The organism is Streptomyces sp. TRM68367, from assembly GCF_014495685.1.
GTDB lineage: Bacteria > Actinomycetota > Actinomycetes > Streptomycetales > Streptomycetaceae > Streptomyces.
The window spans coordinates 175221-197100 of record NZ_JACTVI010000001.1; the positions used below are offsets into that span (position 1 = coordinate 175221).

Annotated in this window: 19 protein-coding genes, 1 pseudogene and 1 riboswitch; of the genes and pseudogenes, 13 read left to right on the forward strand and 7 right to left on the reverse strand. The window is 70.5% G+C overall.

The features are described from left to right. The first annotated feature begins 181 nt into the window (after positions 1-181). From rpsB to H8R17_RS00880, 11 genes and pseudogenes are all read left to right on the forward strand, one after another. A complete protein-coding gene (gene rpsB / locus H8R17_RS00830) occupies positions 182-1144 on the forward strand; it encodes a 30S ribosomal protein S2 (RefSeq protein WP_187821119.1) in 963 nt (320 codons plus the stop codon). Positions 1145-1301: 157 nt separating this feature from the next. Beyond that, positions 1302-2138, forward strand: coding sequence for a translation elongation factor Ts (gene tsf, locus H8R17_RS00835; protein ID WP_187821120.1), 837 nt, complete (start codon positions 1302-1304; stop codon positions 2136-2138). Between the two features lie 189 nt (positions 2139-2327). Then, complete coding sequence (gene pyrH / locus H8R17_RS00840) at positions 2328-3086, forward strand: UMP kinase (protein ID WP_187821121.1); 759 nt, start codon at positions 2328-2330, stop codon at positions 3084-3086. 182 nt (positions 3087-3268) lie between these two features. Continuing rightward, complete coding sequence (gene frr, locus H8R17_RS00845) at positions 3269-3826, forward strand: ribosome recycling factor (protein WP_187821122.1); 558 nt, start codon at positions 3269-3271, stop codon at positions 3824-3826. After that, complete coding sequence (locus H8R17_RS00850; protein WP_187821123.1) at positions 3826-4983, forward strand: phosphatidate cytidylyltransferase; 1158 nt, start codon at positions 3826-3828, stop codon at positions 4981-4983. Before frr ends, H8R17_RS00850 begins: the two co-directional genes overlap by 1 nt. Before the next feature lie 155 nt (positions 4984-5138). Continuing rightward, positions 5139-5588 carry an SRPBCC family protein gene (locus H8R17_RS00855; RefSeq protein ID WP_187821124.1) on the forward strand — a complete coding sequence of 150 codons (450 nt, stop codon included), beginning with the start codon at positions 5139-5141 and terminating at the stop codon, positions 5586-5588. A 162-nt stretch (positions 5589-5750) separates the two neighbouring features. After that, positions 5751-6857, forward strand: a complete 1107-nt coding sequence (gene rlmN, locus H8R17_RS00860; RefSeq protein WP_187821125.1) for a 23S rRNA (adenine(2503)-C(2))-methyltransferase RlmN — start codon at positions 5751-5753, stop codon at positions 6855-6857. A gap of 47 nt (positions 6858-6904) precedes the next feature. Beyond that, positions 6905-7012: riboswitch (TPP riboswitch) on the forward strand. Between the two features lie 80 nt (positions 7013-7092). After that, positions 7093-8211, forward strand: coding sequence for a thiamine ABC transporter substrate binding subunit (locus H8R17_RS00865; protein ID WP_187821126.1), 1119 nt, complete (start codon positions 7093-7095; stop codon positions 8209-8211). After that, positions 8187-9884, forward strand: a complete 1698-nt coding sequence (locus H8R17_RS00870; RefSeq protein WP_187821127.1) for an iron ABC transporter permease — start codon at positions 8187-8189, stop codon at positions 9882-9884. Before H8R17_RS00865 ends, H8R17_RS00870 begins: the two co-directional genes overlap by 25 nt. Beyond that, positions 9885-10904, forward strand: coding sequence for an ABC transporter ATP-binding protein (locus H8R17_RS00875; RefSeq protein WP_187821128.1), 1020 nt, complete (start codon positions 9885-9887; stop codon positions 10902-10904). It abuts the gene before it with no gap. Between the two features lie 25 nt (positions 10905-10929). After that, a pseudogene (locus H8R17_RS00880) lies at positions 10930-11460 on the forward strand (maleylpyruvate isomerase N-terminal domain-containing protein); the annotation flags it as partial. Between the two features lie 4 nt (positions 11461-11464). Here the strand turns inward: H8R17_RS00880 and H8R17_RS00885 are convergent. The 7 genes from H8R17_RS00885 to H8R17_RS00915 all read right to left on the reverse strand — a co-directional run bounded on the left by H8R17_RS00885 (position 11465) and on the right by H8R17_RS00915 (position 18874). Beyond that, on the reverse strand, positions 11465-12160 hold the full coding sequence (locus H8R17_RS00885; protein ID WP_187821214.1) for an LAETG motif-containing sortase-dependent surface protein: 696 nt from the start codon (positions 12158-12160) through the stop codon (positions 11465-11467). Positions 12161-12318: 158 nt separating this feature from the next. After that, positions 12319-13440, reverse strand: coding sequence for an LOG family protein (locus H8R17_RS00890; protein ID WP_187821130.1), 1122 nt, complete (start codon positions 13438-13440; stop codon positions 12319-12321). 24 nt (positions 13441-13464) lie between these two features. Next, complete coding sequence (locus H8R17_RS00895; protein ID WP_187821131.1) at positions 13465-13872, reverse strand: VOC family protein; 408 nt, start codon at positions 13870-13872, stop codon at positions 13465-13467. A gap of 99 nt (positions 13873-13971) precedes the next feature. Further along, positions 13972-15480, reverse strand: a complete 1509-nt coding sequence (locus H8R17_RS00900; protein ID WP_187821132.1) for a hypothetical protein — start codon at positions 15478-15480, stop codon at positions 13972-13974. Then, entirely contained in the window at positions 15462-16202 is a 741-nt protein-coding gene (locus H8R17_RS00905) for an ABC transporter ATP-binding protein (RefSeq protein ID WP_187821133.1), read from the reverse strand. The genes H8R17_RS00900 and H8R17_RS00905 overlap by 19 nt, the downstream gene beginning before the upstream one ends. A gap of 733 nt (positions 16203-16935) precedes the next feature. Further along, a complete protein-coding gene (locus tag H8R17_RS00910; protein WP_187821134.1) occupies positions 16936-18309 on the reverse strand; it encodes an aspartate aminotransferase family protein in 1374 nt (457 codons plus the stop codon). Between the two features lie 19 nt (positions 18310-18328). Then, positions 18329-18874, reverse strand: coding sequence for an Lrp/AsnC family transcriptional regulator (locus tag H8R17_RS00915; RefSeq protein WP_187821135.1), 546 nt, complete (start codon positions 18872-18874; stop codon positions 18329-18331). A 168-nt stretch (positions 18875-19042) separates the two neighbouring features. On the opposite strand from H8R17_RS00915, the gene H8R17_RS00920 reads away from it, so the two are divergent. After that, positions 19043-20488 (forward strand): gamma-aminobutyraldehyde dehydrogenase, encoded by a 1446-nt coding sequence (locus H8R17_RS00920; protein WP_187821136.1) that lies wholly within the window; start codon positions 19043-19045, stop codon positions 20486-20488. A gap of 373 nt (positions 20489-20861) precedes the next feature. After that, positions 20862-21878, forward strand: coding sequence for a hypothetical protein (locus tag H8R17_RS00925; RefSeq protein ID WP_187821137.1), 1017 nt, complete (start codon positions 20862-20864; stop codon positions 21876-21878). Positions 21879-21880: the final 2 nt, after the last annotated feature.

The window sequence follows — 21880 nt, forward strand, 5'->3', positions numbered from 1 at the left end:
GGTCCCGTACACTTCTATGGCGACCCGGGCCACCGGGTCGACTTCGCACGCCCCGATACGGCCACCGGAGACGGTCCGTATCAGCGCCCCTCGGTCCCTCGTGGCACGGCGCAGCGTGGGCGTCAGGCGCGGAAGCCGTCCGGCATCCGCGGCACAACCGAGAAACACAAGGAGAGCGGCCATGGCCGTCGTCACGATGCGGGAGCTGCTGGAAAGCGGCGTCCACTTCGGTCACCAGACCCGCCGTTGGAACCCGAAGATGAAGCGCTTCATCTTCACCGAGCGCAACGGCATCTACATCATCGACCTGCTCCAGTCGCTGTCGTACATCGACCGCGCCTACGAGTTCGTCAAGGAGACCGTCGCCCATGGCGGCACGGTCATGTTCGTCGGCACCAAGAAGCAGGCGCAGGAGGCCATCGCCGAGCAGGCCACCCGCGTCGGCATGCCCTACGTCAACCAGCGCTGGCTGGGCGGCATGCTCACCAACTTCTCGACCGTCTACAAGCGTCTGCAGCGCCTGAAGGAGCTCGAGCAGATCGACTTCGAGGACGTCGCCGCGTCCGGTCTGACCAAGAAGGAGCTTCTCGTGCTCTCGCGCGAGAAGGCCAAGCTGGAGAAGACCCTCGGCGGTATCCGCGAGATGCAGAAGGTGCCCAGCGCCGTCTGGATCGTGGACACCAAGAAGGAGCACATCGCCGTTGGTGAGGCCCGGAAGCTCAACATTCCGGTCGTCGCGATCCTCGACACCAACTGCGACCCCGACGAGGTCGACTACAAGATCCCGGGCAACGACGACGCGATCCGCTCCGTCACCCTGCTCACCCGCGTGATCGCCGACGCCGTCGCCGAGGGCCTCATCGCCCGCTCCGGCGGTGCCGGTGAGGGCAAGGGCGAGAAGGCCGAGGGCGAGCCGCTCGCCGAGTGGGAGCGGGACCTGCTGGCGGGCGAGAAGAAGGCGGAGAGCGAGAAGCCCGCGGAGGGCGAGAAGCCGGCCGAGGCCCCTGCCGCCGAGGCCGAGAAGCCCGCCGAGGCCCCTGCCGCCGAGGCCGAGAAGCCCGCCGAGGCCCCTGCCGCCGAGGCCGAGAAGCCGGCCGAGGCCCCTGCCGCCGAGGCCCCGGCTGCCGAGGCCGAGCAGGCCTGACCGTCAGCGTCCGTGGTGACGGCGGGAGCGGCGACATGAAGTCCGCTCCCGCCGTTCACCCGTAGGTCGGCGGTCCGTCACGGCCCTCCCCCTCCATGGAGGCCGCAGAAACCGCAGATCTTCGATCTTCCAGACTTCGAGAAAGATTCACAGACTCATGGCGAACTACACCGCCGCCGACGTCAAGAAGCTCCGCGAGCTCACGGGCGCCGGCATGATGGACTGCAAGAAGGCGCTGGACGAGGCCGAGGGCAACGTCGAGAAGGCCGTCGAGGCGCTCCGCATCAAGGGCCAGAAGGGCGTCGCCAAGCGCGAGGGCCGCTCCGCCGAGAACGGCGCGGTCGTCTCGATCATCGCCGACGACAACTCCGCCGGTGTCCTCGTCGAGTTGAAGTGCGAGACGGACTTCGTGGCCAAGGGCGACAAGTTCCAGGCCGTGGCGAAGACCATCGCCGAGCACGTCGCCAAGACCGCCCCGGCCGACCTGGAGGCCCTGCTCGCCTCCGAGATCGAGCCCGGCAAGACCGTCCAGGCGTACGTCGACGAGGCCAACGCCAACCTGGGCGAGAAGATCGTCCTGGACCGCTTCGCGCAGTTCGCCGACGGCTTCGTGACGGCGTACATGCACCGCACGATGCCCGACCTGCCGCCGCAGATCGGTGTCCTCGTCGAGCTCGACAAGCCGCATGCCGAGGTCGCCAAGGGCGTCGCCCAGCACATCGCCGCCTTCGCGCCGAAGTACCTCGCCAAGGAGGACGTCCCGGCCGACGTCGTCGAGGCCGAGCGCCGCATCGCCGAGGAGACCACCCGCGCCGAAGGCAAGCCCGAGGCCGCCCTGCCGAAGATCGTCGAGGGTCGCCTGGGCGGCTTCTTCAAGGACGCCACGCTGCTGGGCCAGCCGTACGCGCTCGACAACAAGAAGTCCGTCCAGAAGGTCCTGGACGAGGCCGGTGTCACCCTGAAGCGCTTCACGCGCATCAAGGTCGGCATCTGAGTCCGTACCGCGACGGGTACTCGATCCCGATAGGGTCGGGTGCGGTCGTTCGCGTACGCCGCCACGCGTGCGCGCGCGGCGGACGACAGCAGATCTGACGAGGAGGCCATTGCCGCATGGGATGCGAAACACGCCCCGCCGGCAATGGCCTTCTTCGTATGTGCACCAGGTAAAAGAGGCGGGATCTCGATGACCACCAAGGCTCAGAAGAGCGACGACGGCAAAGTACGCGGCCGGTTTCTGCTGAAGCTGTCCGGAGAGGCCTTCTCCGGCGGCGGGGGCCTGGGCGTCGACCCCGACGTGGTGCACGCCGTCGCGCGCGAGATCGCGGCGGTGGTCCGCGACGGGGCGCAGATCGCGGCCGTCATCGGCGGCGGCAACTTCTTCCGCGGTGCCGAACTCCAGCAGCGTGGCATGGACCGGGCCCGCTCCGACTACATGGGCATGCTCGGCACGGTCATGAACTGCCTCGCCCTCCAGGACTTCCTGGAGAAGGAGGGCGTCGACTGCCGCGTGCAGACCGCGATCACCATGGGACAGGTCGCCGAGCCCTACATCCCGCTGCGCGCCGTACGGCACCTGGAGAAGGGCCGCGTGGTCATCTTCGGCGCCGGTATGGGCATGCCGTACTTCTCCACCGACACCACCGCCGCCCAGCGTGCCCTGGAGATCGACGCCGAGGCGCTGCTCATGGGCAAGAACGGCGTGGACGGTGTCTACGACTCCGACCCGAAGACCAACCCGGACGCGGTGAAGTTCGACCACCTCGGCTACGGCGAGGTCATCACCCGCGACCTGAGGGTCGCCGACGCCACGGCCGTCACGCTGTGCCGCGACAACAAGCTCCCGATCGTCGTCTTCGAGCTTCTGGCGGAGGGCAATATCGCGCGCGCCGTCAAGGGTGAGAAGATCGGCACGCTGGTGGGTGACCAGGACAGCCGGGCCTGACCGATGCACCATCCCGCCCGCCGGGCGACACCTGTCCGGGGGACGGACGGGACGGACCCTGACCGGGGGATGGACAATGTCCTGCCGGTCGGGAACCGTGCAGGAAAGAGACGCGACGCAGCCGGCCGCCGCCCCGAGAGGGAACAGCAGCCGGGCCTACTCAAGACACGCAGGAGCAAGTGGTGATCGAAGAGACCCTCCTCGAAGCCGAGGAGAAGATGGAGAAGGCCGTCGTGGTCGCCAAGGAGGACTTCGCCGCGATCCGCACCGGCCGTGCGCACCCGGCGATGTTCAACAAGATCGTCGCCGACTACTACGGCGCGCCGACGCCCATCAACCAGCTGGCCTCGTTCTCGGTGCCCGAGCCGCGCATGGCCGTGGTGACCCCGTTCGACAAGAGCGCGCTGCGCAACATCGAGCAGGCGATCCGCGACTCCGACCTGGGCGTCAACCCCACCAACGACGGCAACATCATCCGGGTGGTCTTCCCCGAGCTCACCGAGGAGCGCCGCCGCGAGTACATCAAGGTCGCCAAGGCCAAGGGCGAGGATGCGAAGATCTCCATCCGTTCCGTGCGCCGCAAGGCCAAGGACGCCCTCGACAAGTTGATCAAGGACGGCGAGGTCGGCGAGGACGAGGGCCGCCGTGCGGAGAAGGAGCTCGACGACACCACGGCGAAGTACGTCGCCCAGGTGGACGAGCTCCTCAAGCACAAGGAAGCGGAGCTGCTCGAGGTCTGATGAACGACTCTTCCTGGGGGGCACCGCCACAAGCCGGGTACTGGGGGCCCACCGACCAGGGGACCGGCCCGGGGCATGCCCGGGGGGCCGCCCCGGCGGGTCCCGCGTACGATGCGCATGACGCGCAGCAGACTCGCCCCATGCCCGTCGTGCCCGACGCCCCCGCGTATGGCGGGAACCAGGATGACGACCGGGAGGCCGCTCGGCCGAGCGGTCCGCTGTTCCGGGACGAGACGTTCCGCGACCAGACGCCGCAGGCACACCCCTATGGGGAGGTGCCGCAGAAGCAGAATCCGGAGCCCATGCCTGACGCCCCGCAGCCGGCGCCCCAGCCGCAGAAGAAGAGCGCGGGGCGCGACCTGGGCGCCGCCGTAGGGGTCGGCGTCGGGCTCGGCGTGGTGATCGTCGCGTCGCTGTTCGTCGTCAAGGCCGTGTTCGTCGGGGTGATCGCGGTCGCCGTGGTCGTGGGCCTGTGGGAGCTGACCAAGCGGCTGGACGAGCGCAAGGGCATCAGGGCGCCGATCGTGCCGCTCGCGGTGGGCGGCGCGGCGATGGTCGTCGCCGGGTACGTGCAGGGCCCGGAGGGCGCCTGGGTGGCGATGGCGCTCACCATGCTGGCGGTCCTGGTCTGGCGGATGACGGAACCGGCCGAGGGCTACCTCAAGGACGTGACGGCCAGTGTCTTCGCGGCCTTCTACGTCCCGTTCCTGGCCACGTTCGTCGCGATGATGCTCACGGCCGACGACGGGTCGTACCGCGTTCTGACGTTCCTGCTGCTGACCGTGGTGAGCGACACCGGTGCGTACGCCGTCGGCTGGCGGTTCGGCCGGCACAAGCTCGCCCCGCGCATCAGCCCCGGCAAGACCCGCGAGGGCCTGCTGGGCGCGGTGACCTTCGCGATGGCCGTGGGCGCGCTGTGCATGGAGTTCCTGATCGACGACGGCACCTGGTGGCAGGGCCTGCTGCTGGGCCTCGCGGTCGCGGGCAGCGCCACGCTGGGCGACCTCGGCGAGTCGATGATCAAGCGGGACCTGGGCATCAAGGACATGGGCACGCTGCTGCCGGGTCATGGCGGCATCATGGACCGGCTGGACTCGCTGCTGCCGACGGCGCCTGTGGTGTGGCTGCTGATGGTGGGCTTCGTCGGGTCCGCGTGACGCCGTACGGCGCGAGCGCCCGTCGTACAGCCTGAGCTCCCGTCCCCTCCGGGCGGGAGCTCGGTCTTGTCCGGGCTGGGATGGCCCGCCGGGGCGGAGAGTGGGACGATTCCGGTGTAAGCCCTCAAAGGGGATCGCCTCCAGAGGGGGTCACCATGTCCGCCATACGAGAAGTGATCGTCGTCGACCGCAGTCCCGAAGATGTGTACCAGTACGTCACCGACCCCTCCCACCTGCCGGAGTGGCAGCTGAGCGCGGTTTCGGCCGAGCGGCTCGACGAGGGTCCGTACGGCACCGGATCCCGCGTCCGGGTCACCCGGCGCCTGGGCACCCGCGAGGTGCCCATGACCGTCCAGGTCACCGAGTTCGACCCGCCGCACAGTTGGGGTCTGCACGGCATCGACGGCCCGATCAGGCCACGCGTCCACGGCGAGATCGAACCCATCGACGAGGGGCGCCGCTCCCGCCTGACGCTGGAGCTCGACTTCGAGGGCCACGGCTTCGGCAAGGTCCTGCTGCCGCTGTTCGTCCGCCCCCAGGCCCGCAAGGAACTGCCGCGCGACGAGCAGATCCTCAAGGACAAGCTGGAACACACGGGCGAGTAGACCGGCCTGGTTCCGGACAACCCACCGCTCGCGCTGTCCGGCGAGCGGTGGGGGCTCGTATTGCCTCCGCATGACACAGGCACGTGCGGGGGGACGAGGCGGCTCGGGCGTGCTGACCGGCCGCGCAGGTCACCATGAGCGATCTGCGACACTGGTACGACCATGCCCAAGCCCGGAGAACTCACTTTCGTCGCCCCGCGCGGAGCCAAGAAGCCGCCGCGGCATCTTGCCGACCTCACGCCTGCCGAGCGCAAGCAGGCCGTGGCCGCGATCGGGGAGAAGCCGTTCCGTGCCAAGCAGCTCTCGCAGCACTACTTCGCGCGGTACGCGCACGACCCGGAGCTGTGGACGGACATCCCGGCCGGCTCCCGCGGCAGGCTCCAGGAGGTGCTGCTGCCGGAGCTGATGACGGTCGTCCGGCATCTGTCCACCGACCAGGGCACCACCCGCAAGACGCTGTGGCGGCTGTTCGACGGCACGCTCGTGGAGTCGGTGCTGATGCGCTACCCGGACCGGGTGACCATGTGCATCAGCTCGCAGGCGGGCTGTGGGATGAACTGTCCCTTCTGCGCGACCGGGCAGGCGGGTCTGGACCGGAATCTGTCCACCGCCGAGATCGTCCACCAGATCGTCGACGGGATGCGGGCGCTCAGGGACGGCGAGGTGCCGGGCGGTCCGGCGCGGCTGTCCAACATCGTCTTCATGGGCATGGGCGAGCCGCTCGCCAACTACAACCGGGTCGTCGGTGCCGTTCGCCGGCTCACCGACCCCGAGCCGGACGGGCTGGGGCTGTCCCAGCGCGGCATCACCGTCTCGACGGTCGGCCTCGTCCCGGCCATCCACCGGTTCGCCGACGAGGGCTTCAAGTGCCGGCTCGCCATCTCGCTGCACGCCCCCGACGACGAGCTGCGCGACACCCTCGTCCCCGTCAATACCCGGTGGAAGGTGCGCGAGGTGCTCGACGCCGGGTTCGACTACGTCGCCAAGTCCGGGCGCCGGCTGTCCATCGAGTACGCGCTGATCCGGGACATCAACGACCAGGCCTGGCGCGGCGACCGGCTCGGGCGGCTGCTCAAGGGCAAGCCCGTGCACGTCAACCTGATCCCGCTGAACCCGACGCCGGGCTCCAAGTGGACCGCCTCGCGGCCCGAGGACGAGGAGGCGTTCGTGGCGGCGATCGCCGCCCATGGTGTGCCGGTGACGATCCGGGACACCCGGGGGCAGGAGATCGACGGGGCGTGTGGTCAGCTCGCCGCGAGTGAGCGGTAACCTGAGCACCGTAGAACCGCAGTAAGCACAGTAGTAAGAACATCTGCATATTCCGACAGGGGAGCGCCACAGCGCTGAGAGTGCGGCAGGAAGGCCGCAGACCCTCTGAACCTCGCCCAGGTCATTCTGGGTAGGGAGATCGGTCACCCACTCAAGCTGTTGCGCCCTGCCCGGGATCCGCGAAGGACTCCGGGCAGGGCCGCGTCTCTTCCTGGTCACCTCCAGGAGGAATTCCATGAACACCAAGTCGTTCGTGGCCGTGGCGGTCGGCCTCGGCCTCGTCACGCTGTCCGCGTGCGGGACGTCGTCGTCCGACGGCGGCCAGGGAGCCGGCGGGTCCAAGAACGTGACCCTCGTCAGCCATGACTCGTGGGCCGCGTCGAAGGGCGTCATCGCCGCCTTCGAGAAGAGCTCCGGCTACAAGGTCAACGTCCTCAAGGACGGCGACGCCGGGCAGGCCGTCAACAAGGCGATCCTGACCAAGGACAACCCGCAGGGCGACGTCTTCTTCGGCGTCGACAACACCCTGCTGTCCCGCGCGCTCGACAACGGGCTGTTCCAGCCGTACGAGGCGAAGGGCGCCGACCGGGTCGAGCCGGAGTACCGGGCCGACGAGGACGAGCACCGGGTCACGCCGGTCGACACCGGCGACATCTGCGTCAACTACGACAAGAAGTACTTCGCCGACCACAAGCTCGCCCCGCCGCGTACCTTCGACGACCTGGTCAAGCCCCAGTACAAGAACCTCCTCGTCACCGAGAACGCCGCCACCTCCTCGCCCGGCCTCGGCTTCCTGCTCGGCACGGCCGCCAGGTACGGCGACGGGGGCACCTCCCGCTCGAGCGAAGCCGAGAGTAGGGGAGGCTGGCAGGGCTACTGGAAGAAACTAAAGGCGAACGGCGTCAAGGTCGTCGACGGCTGGGAGCAGGCCTACAACCAGGAGTTCTCCGGCTCCAGCAGCGGCAAGAAGGCGAAGGCCGACCGGCCGCTCGTCGTGTCGTACGCCTCGTCGCCGCCCGCCGAGGTCGTCTACGCCGACCCCCGGCCCAAGACCGCCCCGACCGGCGTGGCGACCGGGACCTGCTTCCGCCAGGTCGAGTACGCGGGCCTGCTGAGCAACGCGCGGAACACCGAGGGCGGCAAGGCGTTCCTGGACTTCCTGCTCACCAAGCAGTTCCAGCAGGACATGCCGCTCAACATGTTCGTCTACCCGGTGATCAGGGGCGCCCAGGTGCCGCCGGAGTTCACCCGGTACGGGCCGCAGGCCAAGGATCCCGAGACCATGGACCCGGCGGATATCGCCGACCACCGTGACGAGTGGGTCAAGTCGTGGACGTCACTCGTACTGAAGTAGCTGAAGTAGCTGAAGCAGCTGAAGCAGGCGCCCGCAGGGGCCTTCGCGGGAACGCGGTGCGGCTCGGGCTGATGGCCGTGCCCGTCGCGTTCTTCGCGGTCTTCTTCGCCTACCCCGTCGCCGCGATCACCGAGCGCGGACTGCACGCCGACGGGACCTGGCACCTCGGGCGGATCGTGGAGGTGCTGGCGCAGCCCGACATCCGGCACGTGCTGTGGTTCACCACCTGGCAGGCGCTCGCCTCCACCGGGCTCACGCTGCTGATCGCGCTCCCCGGCGCATACGTCTTCGCGCGCTTCGATTTCCGGGGCAAGCAGATCCTGCGGGCGGTCGTCACGGTCCCCTTCGTGCTGCCGACGGTCGTCGTCGGTACGGCGTTCCTGGCGCTCGTCGGCCGCGGCGGTCTCCTCGACGAGCTGTGGGGCGTACGGCTGGACACCACCGTGTGGGCGATCCTGCTCGCGCACGTCTTCTTCAACTACGCGGTCGTCGTACGGACCGTCGGCGGCCTGTGGTCCCAGCTCGACCCGCGGCAGGAGGAGGCCGCGCGGATGCTCGGCGCGTCGCGGTCCGCCGCCTGGCGTACGGTCACCCTGCCCGCGCTCGCGCCCGCCGTGGCCGCCGCCGCGCTCATGGTCTTCCTGTTCACCTTCACGTCGTTCGGCGTCGTCCAGATCCTCGGCGGGCCCACCTTCTCCACCCTCGAGGTCGAGATCTACCGGCAGACGTCCGAGATCTTCGACCTGTCCACAGCGGCCGTCCTGACGATGATCCAGTTCGTGGCGGTGGGCGCGATCCTCGCCGTGCACGCCTGGACCGTACGGCGGCGGGAGACCGCGCTGCGGCTGGTCGACGCGTCCGTGACGGCGCGCCGGCCGCGCGGGGCCGGGCAGTGGGCGCTGCTCGCCGGGGTCCTCGGCACCGTCGTCGTCCTGCTCCTGCTGCCGCTGGCGGTGCTGGTGCAGCGCTCCCTCGCCGCACCCGGCTTCGGCTACTACCGGGCACTGACCCGGGAGGACGGCGGCACGTTCCTCGTCCCGCCGATCGTCGCGATCGGCAACTCGCTGTCGTACGCCGTCGCCGCCACCGCCATCGCCGTGGCTGTGGGCGGCCTCGCCGCCGCGGCGCTCGCCCGGCGGGACGCGGGCCGGCTCGTGCGCGGGTTCGACGCGCTGCTGATGCTGCCGCTCGGCGTGTCCGCGGTGACCGTCGGCTTCGGGTTCCTGATCGCGCTGGACGAGCCGCCGCTGAACCTGCGCCAGTCCTGGATCCTGGTGCCGCTCGCCCAGGCGCTGGTGGGTGTCCCGTTCGTCGTGCGGACCATGCTGCCCGTGCTGCGGGCGGTGGACGTACGGCTGCGAGAGGCGGCCGCGGTCCTCGGGGCGTCGCCGTGGCGGGCGTGGCGGGAGGTGGATCTGCCGCTGGTGCGGCGGGCGCTGCTGGTCGCGGCCGGGTTCGCCTTCGCGGTGTCGCTGGGGGAGTTCGGGGCGACGGTGTTCATCGCGCGTCCGGACAGTCCGACGCTGCCGGTGGCCGTCGCCCGGCTGCTGGGGCGGCCCGGTGACCTCAACTATGGCCAGGCGATGGCCCTTTCGACGATTCTGATGGTGGTGTGCGCGGTGGCGCTGCTCGTGCTGGAGCGGCTTCGCACCGACCGGACCGGGGAGTTCTAGATGCTGCTGAGCCTTGAGGGTGCGACGGTCCGCTTCGGTGGACGGGCCGTGCTCGACGCTGTCGAGCTCGATGTCGCCGAGCACGAGATCGTATGCGTGCTCGGGCCCAGCGGCAGCGGCAAGTCGACGCTGCTGCGCGCGGTGGCCGGACTCCAACCCCTCGACGCCGGGCGGGTGTTGCTCGACATGCGCGACCAGGCGGGGGTACCCGCGCACCGGCGCGGGGTCGGGCTGATGTTCCAGGACCACCAGCTGTTCCCGCAGCGGGACGCGGGCGGCAACGTCGCCTTCGGGATGCGGATGCGCGGGGCGTCGAGGGGCGAACAGGAGGCGCGCGTACGGGAGTTGCTGGACCTCGTCGGGCTGCCGGCAGCCGGACGACGGGCCGTCGCGGCCCTGTCCGGCGGGGAGCAGCAGCGGGTGGCGCTGGCCCGGGCACTCGCGCCCAGCCCGCGGCTGCTGATGCTGGACGAGCCGCTCGGGCAGCTCGACCGGTCGCTCAGGGAACGCCTGGTCGTCGAACTGCGGGAGCTGTTCGCGCGGTTGGGGACCACCGTGCTCGCCGTGACGCACGACCAGGGCGAGGCGTTCGCGCTCGCCGACCGGGTCGTGGTGATGCGGAACGGGCGGATCGCCCAGTCCGGTACGCCCCTTGAGGTGTGGCAGCGGCCGGCCGACGCCTTCGTGGCGCGCTTCCTCGGCTTCGACAACGTGGTCGACGCGGCGGTGAGCGGGCAGGCCGCAAACACGCCGTGGGGGAAGGTGCCGGTGCCGGCAGGCGCGCCGCAGGGTTCACGCACGCTGCTCGTCCGTCCGGCCGGCGTCCGGCTGCTGCCCGCCGACGAGGGGCTGGGCTGCACGGTCACCGCCCGCACCTTCAAGGGCACCCATGTCGCCGTCCACCTGCAGCCCGAGGACGCACCACGCCTGGAGGCGGCGTGCACGCTGCGGGCGGCGCCGGATGTGGGGGACGAGGTCGGTGTGGAGTTCGACGGGGCGGAAATCGTCGTGCTGGGGTGATCGGGCGGGCCCTAGGGTGCGGGATATGACGTTTCTGCCACACGACCGTTACTGCGACGAGATCGCCCACCAGGTGGGGCAGCTGAGGGCCGTGGTGACCTCCGGCGCCGACCTCACCGCGACGGTGCCGACCGGCCCGGACTGGTCACTGGAGCAACTCGTACGGCATATGGGCGAGGCCCTGTGCTGGGTGGAGTTGCTGGTCCGCATCCGCGCCCAGGAGGACATCCCCGAGGAGCAGGTACCGGGGGCCGCCGGCCCCGAGGCCCGGGGCGACGCCGCCGCGCTGGACGCGTGGCTGGCGGAGACGGGCGAGCGGGTCGTCGCCACGCTGCGGGAGGCCGGGCCCGACACGAAGGTGTGGTCATGGGCCGGAGTCCCCAACGCCGGATTCTGGGCCCGCCGTATGGCGCACGAGATCACCGTCCACCGGGCCGACGCCACCCTCGCCGTCGGTCTGCCCTACGAGGTCGCGCCCGAGATCGCCGCCGACGCGATCGACGAGTGGGCCCGCCCCCGGAAGCGGGAGCGGGCCACCGTAGGGCCGGAAGCGGCGGGCGTCAGCGGTCGTTGCCGCTGCCGCGGCGGCGCATGCCGTAGAAGACCGCGCCGCCGCCGAGCACGACGAGCGCGGCGGCGATGCCGGCGATGATGCCGGTGTTGGAGTTGGCGCCGGTCTCGGCGAGGTTCGAGTCACCGGCACCGTTCGCGGGCGACGGGGCGTTGTTCGCGGTGTCCGCGGGTGGGGCGCCCTCGGTCTTCGACGAAGCCGGGGCTCCGGGCTCCTCGGCCGGGGTCCTGGCGTCGTCCGACGGCGTCGGGGCCGGGGTGGCCGGCGGGGCCGGGTTCTCCTTCTTCTTGCAGGCCGTCGACGGGGTGGTCAGGTTCGGCTTGATGTCCTCGTCGACATAGTCCTCGGCCTTGATGTGGACGCGGTACTCGGCGTTCGGCTTCCAGTCCTCGGCGAAGCTGATGGTGACGCCTTCGCGCGAGCCCTTGACCACCTGCTCGCCGACCTTCTTCAGGTCGGCGCCGTTGTTCTCCAGGAACACCGAGACCGTGGCCGGGACGCCGGAGGGGTCCACGTCGGTGACGGTGATGACACCCTTGTCACCGTTACACGTCGCCGCGGCGGAGAACTCGCTGATGCTGCACGCGAGCGCGTTGCCCGCGGCGCCGAGCGCGAGTGCGGCCGAGGCGGAGGCGACACCGAGGATGCGCACGGAACGCACGACCGTACGGCGGGATACAGACAGGACTGACACGTTTGTCCTTCACGGGATGCGCGAATGCGGGGGGGGCTGAGGGAGTACTGACGAGGCATCAGCATTCCCGGGAGGCTCACAGGTCTATAAGCGCGGCATAAGGAGTGTCAACGCGTATGCGCTTCAGTGGGCCAGGCTTTGCCCGCTTATTAACCACCGAGACGTTTCAACGCCTCGGGCGCCTCCTCGATCCGGTCCACCAGCGCGATCCGCGCCTCCATCGACCGCCCCCGCGCCAGCGACTGCAGCAGCGGCCAGGTCGGCAGCTTCTCCGTCCAGTGCGCCCGGTTCACCAGGACCATGGGCGTGGCCTCGCCGCGGGACTCGTAGTAGTTCGGCGTCGCGTTGTCGAAGACCTCCTGTACGGTGCCGGCGGCGCCCGGCAGGAACACCACGCCCGCGTTCGAGCGGGCCAGCAGGCCGTCCTCGCGGGTGGCGTTGGCGAAGTACTTGGCGATGTGGGAGGCGAAGGCGTTCGGCGGCTCGTGGCCGTAGAACCAGGTGGGGATCCCGACGGAGTGGTTGCCCTTCGGCCAGCGCTCGCGCACCTCGAAGGCGGACCGGGCCCAGTCGGTGATCGACGGGGTGAACGACGGTGCCTTCGCGAGGAGCCGGCAGGCCTCCTCCAGCATCGCGTCGTCGTACGGCGCCGCGTACGCGCCCAGGTTCGCCGCCTCCATCGCGCCCGGGCCGCCGCCCGTGGCCACCGTGAACCCTTCGAGGGACAGCGCGCGCCCGAGCCGGGCCGCGCCCTCGTAGACCTCCGTGCCGCGGGCCATCGCGTGGCCGCCCATCACGCCCACCACCCGTGCACCGCGCAGGAGCTCGTCGAGGGCGTCGGAGACCGAGTCGTCGTGGACGGCACGCAGCATGGACGCGTAGATGTCGCCGTCGGCCTTGGTGCGCTGGAACCAGGCGTACGCGAGGGCGTCCGGCGTGTTCTCGTAGCCCTTGTCGAGCGAGGCGAACAACTCGTCGGGCGTGTAGACGCGCCCCCGGTACGGGTCGAACGGCAGGCCCGGGACGGGCGGGAAGACCAGGGCGCCGTCGGCGCGGACCTTGGCCGCCGCCTCCTCCCGCATGGCGCAGCCGAGGAAGGCGGCTCCCGCGGTGTCGGTGGTGAGCAACTCCCGGGTGCGGTCCGTCAGATCGACGGCCTGGACGCGGAAGCCGGCGAGAGTGCCGCGGGCCGAGACGACCGCGTCGAACTCCTCGGTCGTCTCTATCTCATGGTCGTCGTGGTGGGCCGAATGGGCGGGGCTCGTCTGCACCCGCCCATGCTATGCACGGCGGGCTCAGCCCTCGACGGCGGACGGGTCCATCCACACGACCTCCCAGGTGTGGCCGTCGAGGTCGTCGAAGGAACGGCCGTACATGAAGCCGTGGTCCTGCGTCTCGCCGGCGATCGAGCCGCCCGCCGCGACCGCCTTGTCGACCAGCTCGTCGACCTTCCCGCGGCTCTCGGCGCTGAGCGCGAGCAGTACCTCGCTGGTCTTCTTCGCGTCGGCGATCTCCTTCTTGGTGAACTCCGCGTAGCGCGGCCTGGTGTGCACCATGGCGACGATGGCGTCGCTGATCACGACGGAGGCGGTCTTGTCGTCGCTGAACTGGTCGTTGATCGTGTAGCCGAGCTCTGTGAAGAACTTCTTGGCGGCGTCCAGGTCGTGGGTGGCCAGGTTCACGAAGATCATCTGCTGGTACATGTGCGGTCTCTCCCATCGGGTTCGTGATGTTCGATGGGGTAGACGGGGGGCCGGTGCGGAACTCATCGGTGGGCGGAGATTTTTTTTCGCGCGATTTTTTCAGCGGGCCAGGGCGAGTGCCGCCAGCTCGGCGACGAGCACGGTGAGCGGGCCGAAGAGGGCGAGCAGCGCGCCGGCGCGCAGGGCGGCGGCGCTGCGCAGCATGGTCGCCGGGGCGCCGAGGCGGAGCAGGGCGGCGGTGGTGTCGGCGCGGGCGTGCTTGGCCTCCACGGCGGAGGTGAGGAGCGTGGCCACGGTGCAGCCGATGACGAGGAGTGCGCCGAGGGTGGCGAGGGGGTCGAGGGAGGTGGCGTCGGTGTCGTGGAGCGCGGGTGTGGCGTACGCCGCGGAGGTGACGGCGCAGACGACGCCCAGGGGGCGGCCGATGCGGGTGGCTTCCGCCATGAGGACGCGGCCGGCGAGGAGGCGGAGGGCGCCGGGGCGGGCGGTCTGGAGGAGGCGGCCGCAGAGGTGGGTGAGGCCGGGGCCGGCGAGGGCGAGGCCGAGGGCGGTGAGGGCCCAGCCGAGGAGGGTGGAGCCGGTGGCCCTGCCGGTCGCGTAGGACTGTACGGCGAGGCCGGCGGTGAGGGTGGCGATGCCCCAGGGGAGGCCGGCGGGCTGGAGGTCGGTGCGTGGGGACGGTGCTTGTGCTGTGCCCGGCGTTGGTGTGGGCCGGGGGTCGGGTGCGCAGCCCGGCGCCGGCGGGGTGCCGTCCGCGCCCACCCGTGCCGCCCCAGCGGCACGACTGCCCGCGGGCTGGTGGCCGTGGGGCTGGGCGCCGTCGTTGTCTGCGGGCTGGGGGCTGTCTGGCTGAGCGCCGTCGCCGGCGGCAGCGTAGTGGTGTGGCTGGGTGTCGTTGCCGGCTGTGGGGTGGTGGTGTGGTTGGGCGCCTGGTGTGGGAGGGCGGAGGGGGGCGGGCACGTCGCCGGTTGCCGTCCGGATGCGCAGGTGCGCGCCGAAGCGGCCGTACGAGCCGAAAGTCTCGCGTGTGCCTGATCGCTTGTAGGCGCCGAAGGGGCCGTATCTCCGGGGCGCTCGGTGTGCCGGTGCGGGGCTCGCTTCTCTTGGGCGCAGCAGGACCGCCACCACCCCGGACGCGATCGCCGGGACCAGGGACAGCAGGGTGAGGGCCGCCGGGAGGGGGAGGGGCCGGTCCGCGGCCAGGACGTCGGTGGCCGCGCCGTCGAAGGGCATGCCCGTCAGGTCGCCGCGGAGGTGGAGGAAGAAGAGGAGGGCCAGCATCGAGCCGAGCGTGCAGGACAGCGCCGTCGTCGTGGCCGAGATGGCCATGAGGCGGGCCGGGCCCAGGCCGATGGCCGACAGGCCGGGCACGGGGCGGGTGCCGGGGTCGGTGCGGGCCACGGCGGTCGCGAAGTGGACCGTGGCGGCCAGGGGAGCCGCGCACCAGGCCAGGCGGAGGGCCGAGGCGCCGGGGGAGTCCGGGTGGCTCATCGCGTGGCCGAGGGCGCACAGCAGCAGGAAACCGGTGCCCGCCGAGGCCGCCGCGACCAGCAGGCGGCGCAGGTGGACGGCGGGCTGGGCGCCGCGGGTCAGACGGAGAGCGAGCACGTGGCCCGGCCTTCCGTCTCGGGCGCCGGCGGCAGGTGCACGGTGTTCACACGCCGCCCGTCCAGCAGGGAGACCGTGCGGTCGGCGAGGGCCGCGGTGTCCGCGTCGTGCGTGGCGAGGACGACCGTGATGCCGTGCGATCGGGCCGCTGTCGTGAGCGTGCGCAGGACGTGGGCGCGGTCGGCGCGGTGCAGGGGAGCGGTCGGCTCGTCGGCGAAGAGCACCGACGGCGCGGGGGCGAGGGCGCGGGCGATGCACGCGCGCTGCCGCTCGGCCCGGACCAGTTCGTGCGGGCGCCTGCGGGCCTTGTCGCCGATGTCGAGGCGCTCCAGCCACTCCAGCGCGGCGGTCTTGGCGCGCCGCCGGCTGGTGCCGCGCAGCATGAGAGGGAGTGCGGCGTTCTCCCAGACGTTCAGCTCCGGGAGCAGTACGGGCGCCGGGTCGATCCAGCCGAAGCGGTCCCGGCGCAGGCGTTCCCGGCCCAGCGGGCCCATCGTGTGCACGGGCACGCTGTTGAACCAGACCTCGCCGCGCCGCACCGGGACCAGGCCGGACAGGCACTGCAGCAGGGTGGTCTTGCCGCTGCCGCGCGGGCCGCCGACGGCGAGGATCTCGCCCTCCCGGACGCCCAGCGAGACGCCGCTGAGTGCGGGCGAGCCGTCGTTGTGGGTGAAGTGCAGGGCGCGTGCCCAGAGCACGTCGTTGTCCGGCGGGGCCACCATGGCGTACACCTCGGTTCAGATCGAAAAATGCCGTGCGCGGTTCGGGAAATCCCCCGTGCGGGGGAACGAAGGCAGGGCCGATCGGTTACAGGCACGCTAGGCAGGCCGCCACGGGAGCCCGGACAGCACGCGGCCCCGGACGCCCGTTTCTCACTCGAACGGACGGCACCGGGGCCGGTGTTGATGATCCAGCCGGAAGATCACAGGGAGGGCCGCACGCCGCGGAACCCGTGCCGGGCCGCATGCCGCGCAGCCGGCGCCGGGGCGTGCGTCGCTGAGCCCGTGCTGGGGCGTGCGTCGCTGGCCCGTGCTGGGCTGTGGGCCGTTGGGCTCGTGCCGGGGGGCGCCACCGATCCCGCGCTGGGTGGTGTGCCGGGTAGCTCTGCCGGGGCGCGCAGTCCGCTGCCGAGCCCGTGCCGGGCCGCAGGCCGCTCGACTCGCGCCGGGCCGCAGGCCGTCGGACTCGCGCCCGGGTCTGCGTCGCCCAGCCCTGCCGGGACGGGCGCCGCTCAGCTGTCAGCGGGACGCGCGCCGTCGACCCCTCACCGGGCGCGAGGCGGTGTCGGTGTTGGCGTACGGCTGGTGCGTCGCCGATCCCTCGCCTGGGCGTGCGTCCCCGGCTCCCGTGGGCCGCTCCCCGGGGCCCGCGCTCCGCCTCCCGGGAACGCGGGCCCTGCGAGATCCCCTTCCGGGAACACCGGGCCCCGCAGGATCACCGGCTGCCCCCGGAGGGTCACAGCTTCGTCCACGCCTCCGACAGCGTCTCCCGCAGGATCTGCTCGATCTCGTCGAACGTGTCCTGGTCGGAGATCAGCGGTGGTGCGAGCTGGACGACCGGGTCGCCGCGGTCGTCGGCGCGGCAGTACAGGCCGTTGTCGAACAGGGCCTTGGACAGGAAGCCGTACAGGATCCGCTCGGTCTCATCCTCGTCGAACGTCTCCTTCGTCGCCTTGTCCTTGACCAGCTCGATGCCGTAGAAGAAGCCGTTGCCGCGGACGTCGCCGACGATCGGCAGGTCGTGCAGCTTCTCCAAGGTCGCGCGGAACGCGGCCTCGTGGTCGAGGACGTGCTGGTTGAGACCCTCGCGCTCGAACAGGTCGAGGTTGGTCAGGCCCACGGCCGCCGAGACCGGGTGGCCGCCGAACGTGTAGCCGTGCAGGAAGGTGTTGCCGCCCTTGTAGAAGGGCTCGGCGACGCGGTCCGAGATGATGCACGCGCCGATGGGGGAGTAACCGGACGTCATGCCCTTGGCACAGGTGATCATGTCCGGGACGTAGCCGAACTTGTCGCAGGCGAACATCGTGCCCAGGCGGCCGAACGCGCAGATCACCTCGTCGGAGACCAGCAGCACGTCGTACTGGTCGCAGATCTCCCTGACCCGCTGGAAGTAGCCGGGCGGCGGCGGGAAGCAGCCGCCCGCGTTCTGCACCGGCTCCAGGAAGACAGCCGCGACCGTGTCCGGGCCCTCGAAGAGGATCTGCTGCTCGATCTGGTCGGCGGCCCAGCGGCCGAAGGCCTCGGGGTCGTCACCATGCAGAGGCGCACGGTAGATGTTGGTGTTCGGGACCTTGTGCGCGCCCGGGACGAGCGGCTCGAAGGGGGCCTTCAGGGCCGGCAGGCCGGTGATGGACAGGGCGCCCTGCGGAGTGCCGTGGTAGGCGACCGCGCGGGAGATGACCTTGTACTTGGTCGGCTTGCCCTTGAGCTTGAAGTACTGCTTGGCGAGCTTCCAGGCGGTCTCCACCGCCTCGCCGCCGCCGGTGGTGAAGAAGACCTTGTTCAGGTCGCCCGGCGCATAGCCCGCGAGGCGCTCGGCCAGCTCCACGGCCTTCGGATGGGCGTACGACCACACTGGGAAGAACGCCAGCTCCTGCGCCTGCTTGAAGGCGGTCTCCGCCAGCTCGACGCGGCCGTGCCCGGCCTGGACCACGAACAGGCCGGCGAGGCCGTCGAGGTAGCGCCTGCCCCTGTCGTCGTAGACGTGGGTGCCCTCGCCCCGGACGATGGTGGGGACGGGGGCGCTCTCGTACGAGGACATGCGGGTGAAGTGCATCCACAGGTGGTCGTACGCGGTCCGGCTGAGGTCCTTGGGGCTGTCGGTGCTCACGGTTATCGGGTCCTCACGGTCATCGGGTTCCCCACATGTAGGTCTGCTTCTTGAGCTTGAGGTAGACGAAGCTCTCGGTGGAGCGCACTCCGGGGACGGCTCGGATGCGTTTGTTGATGACCTCCAGCAGGTGGTCGTCGTCCTCGCAGACGATCTCGACCATCAGGTCGAAGGAGCCCGCGGTCATCACCACGTACTCGCACTCGGACATGGCGGTCAGCGCGTCGGCCACCGACTCGACGTCGCCCTCGACGTTGACGCCGACCATCGCCTGCCGGCGGAAGCCAACGGTGAGCGGGTCCGTGACGGCGACGATCTGCATCACGCCCTGGTCGAGCAGCTTCTGCACGCGCTGGCGCACGGCCGCCTCGGACAGGCCGACGGCCTTGCCGATGGCGGCGTACGGCCGGCGGCCGTCCTCCTGGAGCTGCTCGATGATGGCGAGGGAGACGGCGTCCAGGTGGGGGGTGCCGTTCCGGGACGCGCGGGAGGACTCGCGGGACTCGCTCGGGCCCCGGGTGTCCTTCTGGTCTTCGCTTCGACTGGCCACGAGCTCACTGTGCACGACGTCTCGACAGTTCCGCAAGGCTGTATCGATGAAATTCGTTGTTTACGGCGCGGATATCTGCGGATTCCGCAGCGATGGCGCGATCAGGGGTGTTGAAAACGTCGGCGGGCGGACTAGTGTGGGTGTCTCAGCCATTGGACACCTCGACCTGACAGGAGGCCGGCAGTGAGCACCGAGCTGCGACGGCTGCGCGAGCTACGCAACTACATCGCCGGTGAGTTCCGGGACGCCGCCGACGGACGGACCACGGACGTGGTCAACCCCGCGACGGGCGAGGCGTACGCGACCGCTCCGCTGTCCGGGCAGGCGGATGTGGACGCCGCGATGGCGGCCGCCGCCGAGGCCTTCCCCGGCTGGCGCGACACCACCCCGGCCGAGCGCCAGAAGGCCCTGCTGAAGATCGCGGACGCGTTCGAGGAGCGCGCCGAGGAACTGATCGCGGCCGAGGTGGAGAACACCGGTAAGCCGGTCGGGCTGACGCGGGACGAGGAGATCCCGCCGATGGTCGACCAGATCCGCTTCTTCGCGGGCGCGGCGCGGATGCTGGAGGGCCGCTCGGCCGGCGAGTACATGGAGGGCCTGAGCTCCTTCGTACGCCGTGAGCCGGTCGGCGTCTGCGCGCAGGTCGCGCCCTGGAATTACCCGATGATGATGGCCGTGTGGAAGTTCGCCCCGGCGATCGCCGCCGGCAACACGGTCGTCCTGAAGCCGTCGGACACCACCCCGGCCTCCACGGTCCTGATGGCTGAGATCATCGGCTCCGTCCTGCCCAAGGGTGTCTTCAACGTCATCTGCGGCGACCGGGAGACCGGCCGCATGATGGTCGAGCACGACACCCCGGCAATGGCCTCGATCACCGGTTCCGTGCGGGCGGGTATGCAGGTCGCCGAGTCCGCGGCCAAGGATCTCAAGCGCGTCCACCTGGAGCTGGGCGGCAAGGCGCCGGTCGTGGTCTTCGAGGACACCGACATCGCCAAGGCCGTCGAGGACATCTCGGTGGCGGGCTTCTTCAACGCCGGGCAGGACTGTACGGCCGCCTGCCGCGTCCTGGTCCACGAGGCGATCCACGACGAGTTCGTCTCCGCGCTCGCCAAGGCCGCCGCCGAGACCAAGACCGGTCAGCCGGACGACGAGGACGTGCTCTACGGCCCGCTCAACAACCCCAACCAGCTCAAGCAGGTCGAGGGCTTCATCGAGCGGCTGCCCGCGCACGCGCGCGTGGAGACCGGCGGCAGGCGGGTCGGCGACATGGGGTACTTCTACGCGCCGACCGTCGTCTCGGGTGTGAAGCAGCAGGACGAGATCATCCAGAAGGAGGTCTTCGGCCCGGTCATCACCGTGCAGTCCTTCACGGACGAGGACCAGGCGGTGCGGTACGCCAACGGCGTCGAGTACGCGCTCGCGTCCTCGGTGTGGACCAAGGACCACGCGCGCGCGATGCGGATGTCCAAGGCGCTGGACTTCGGCTGTGTGTGGATCAACACCCACATCCCGCTGGTCGCCGAGATGCCGCACGGCGGCTTCAAGAAGTCCGGCTACGGCAAGGACCTCTCGGCGTACGGCTTCGACGACTACACCCGCGTCAAGCACGTGATGACGTCGCTGGACTGACGCCCCCGCCCGCACAGCGTGGCCCCGGACGGAGAAGACTCCGCCCGGGGCCGCCGGATCCACTCGTGAACGCGTGCACGCGTCCACACAGGGCTGTACGTGTGTTCGTGATGAACTCGGAACAACCGCAACGGCGGTTCAGACAGGGGGAAGTGTGTCGGCCTGGCTCTGGCGGGGGCGGCCACGGCCGCGTCGCACGCGGTGGCGCGGCGCGTGCTCGGGCGGTCGCAACGGCGGGCCGTCCGGACCGTTGTACGGAAGAAGGGCCAACTGTGGGCCGTCGTACGGCGGTTCGGCGTAGGCGTCTAGTGTGGGGCGCCGTCATGTTCTCAAGACTCTCCGCCCCCACCGCTCCACGAGGAGTAATCCCCCCATGTCCAGAACCAGCACCTCCGCCCCGCGCCGGCGGCCTCTCACTCTGATCGCGCTCGGCGTGACCACGGCGCTCACGCTCACCGCGTGCGGCGGCGGTTCGGGCTCCGGTGACGACGACTCGCCGGTCGCGAACGCCAGCGCCGCACCGAAGGGCGTGGTGACGAAGGAGGCCGCCAAGAAGATCGTCGACACCTACGAGCAGGTCAACAACCGGGCCAACAAGACCCAGGACGAGAAGCTGCTGGCCACCGTCGAGGCGGAGCAGGTCCACGAGCAGTCCAGGGCGGACTACAAGCTGATGAAGACCAAGTCCGCGAAGGAGCAGAAGGAGTACCGCTCGCCCTTCTCCTACACCGACCGCACCTACTACCTGCCCGCCGCCGGCACCGCCACCTGGTTCGCGGTCAAGGCGAAGACGATCGACAGCAAGGACGACGGCCTGCTGATCTTCGACAAGGTCGGCAGTGCCTACAAGATGGTGGCGGCCCTCTACCTCGACCCCGCCATCGGCAGGATAGCCGTCGACCGGAACGGGCTCGCCACGGCCTTCGACCCGGCCAAGCGCGTCGGCGCGCTCGCCCCGAACCAACTCGGCGCCGCCTACGAGGACTTCTTCGAGACCGGCGGCACGAAGGCCGCCAAGCAGCTCGCCACGACGAAGACCACCGAGGAATCGGTGCAGGTCTACAAGGACCGTGACAGCGGTGACCTGTCGAAGTTCGCGACGAAGAAGTTCTTCGGCCAGGACCCGGCACACCCGGAGGTGTACGCGCTGCAGCTGGCCGGCGGAGGTGTCGTCGCCGTCTTCCCGACCGCGCACACGGTGGAGAAGCTGCTCAAGGAGCCGTACCGGGGGAGCCACCAGATCAACCCGAACAAGGAAGAGGCCGTCTTCAACTCCACCGCCCGCATCATCATCACCGACGAGTTCCAGGGCCAGGCCCTCGCGGAGCTGACCCCGCAGGGCAAGCCCAAGGTGATGGCCCTGGAGTACCGGATGGTCGACTCCCGGTAAGC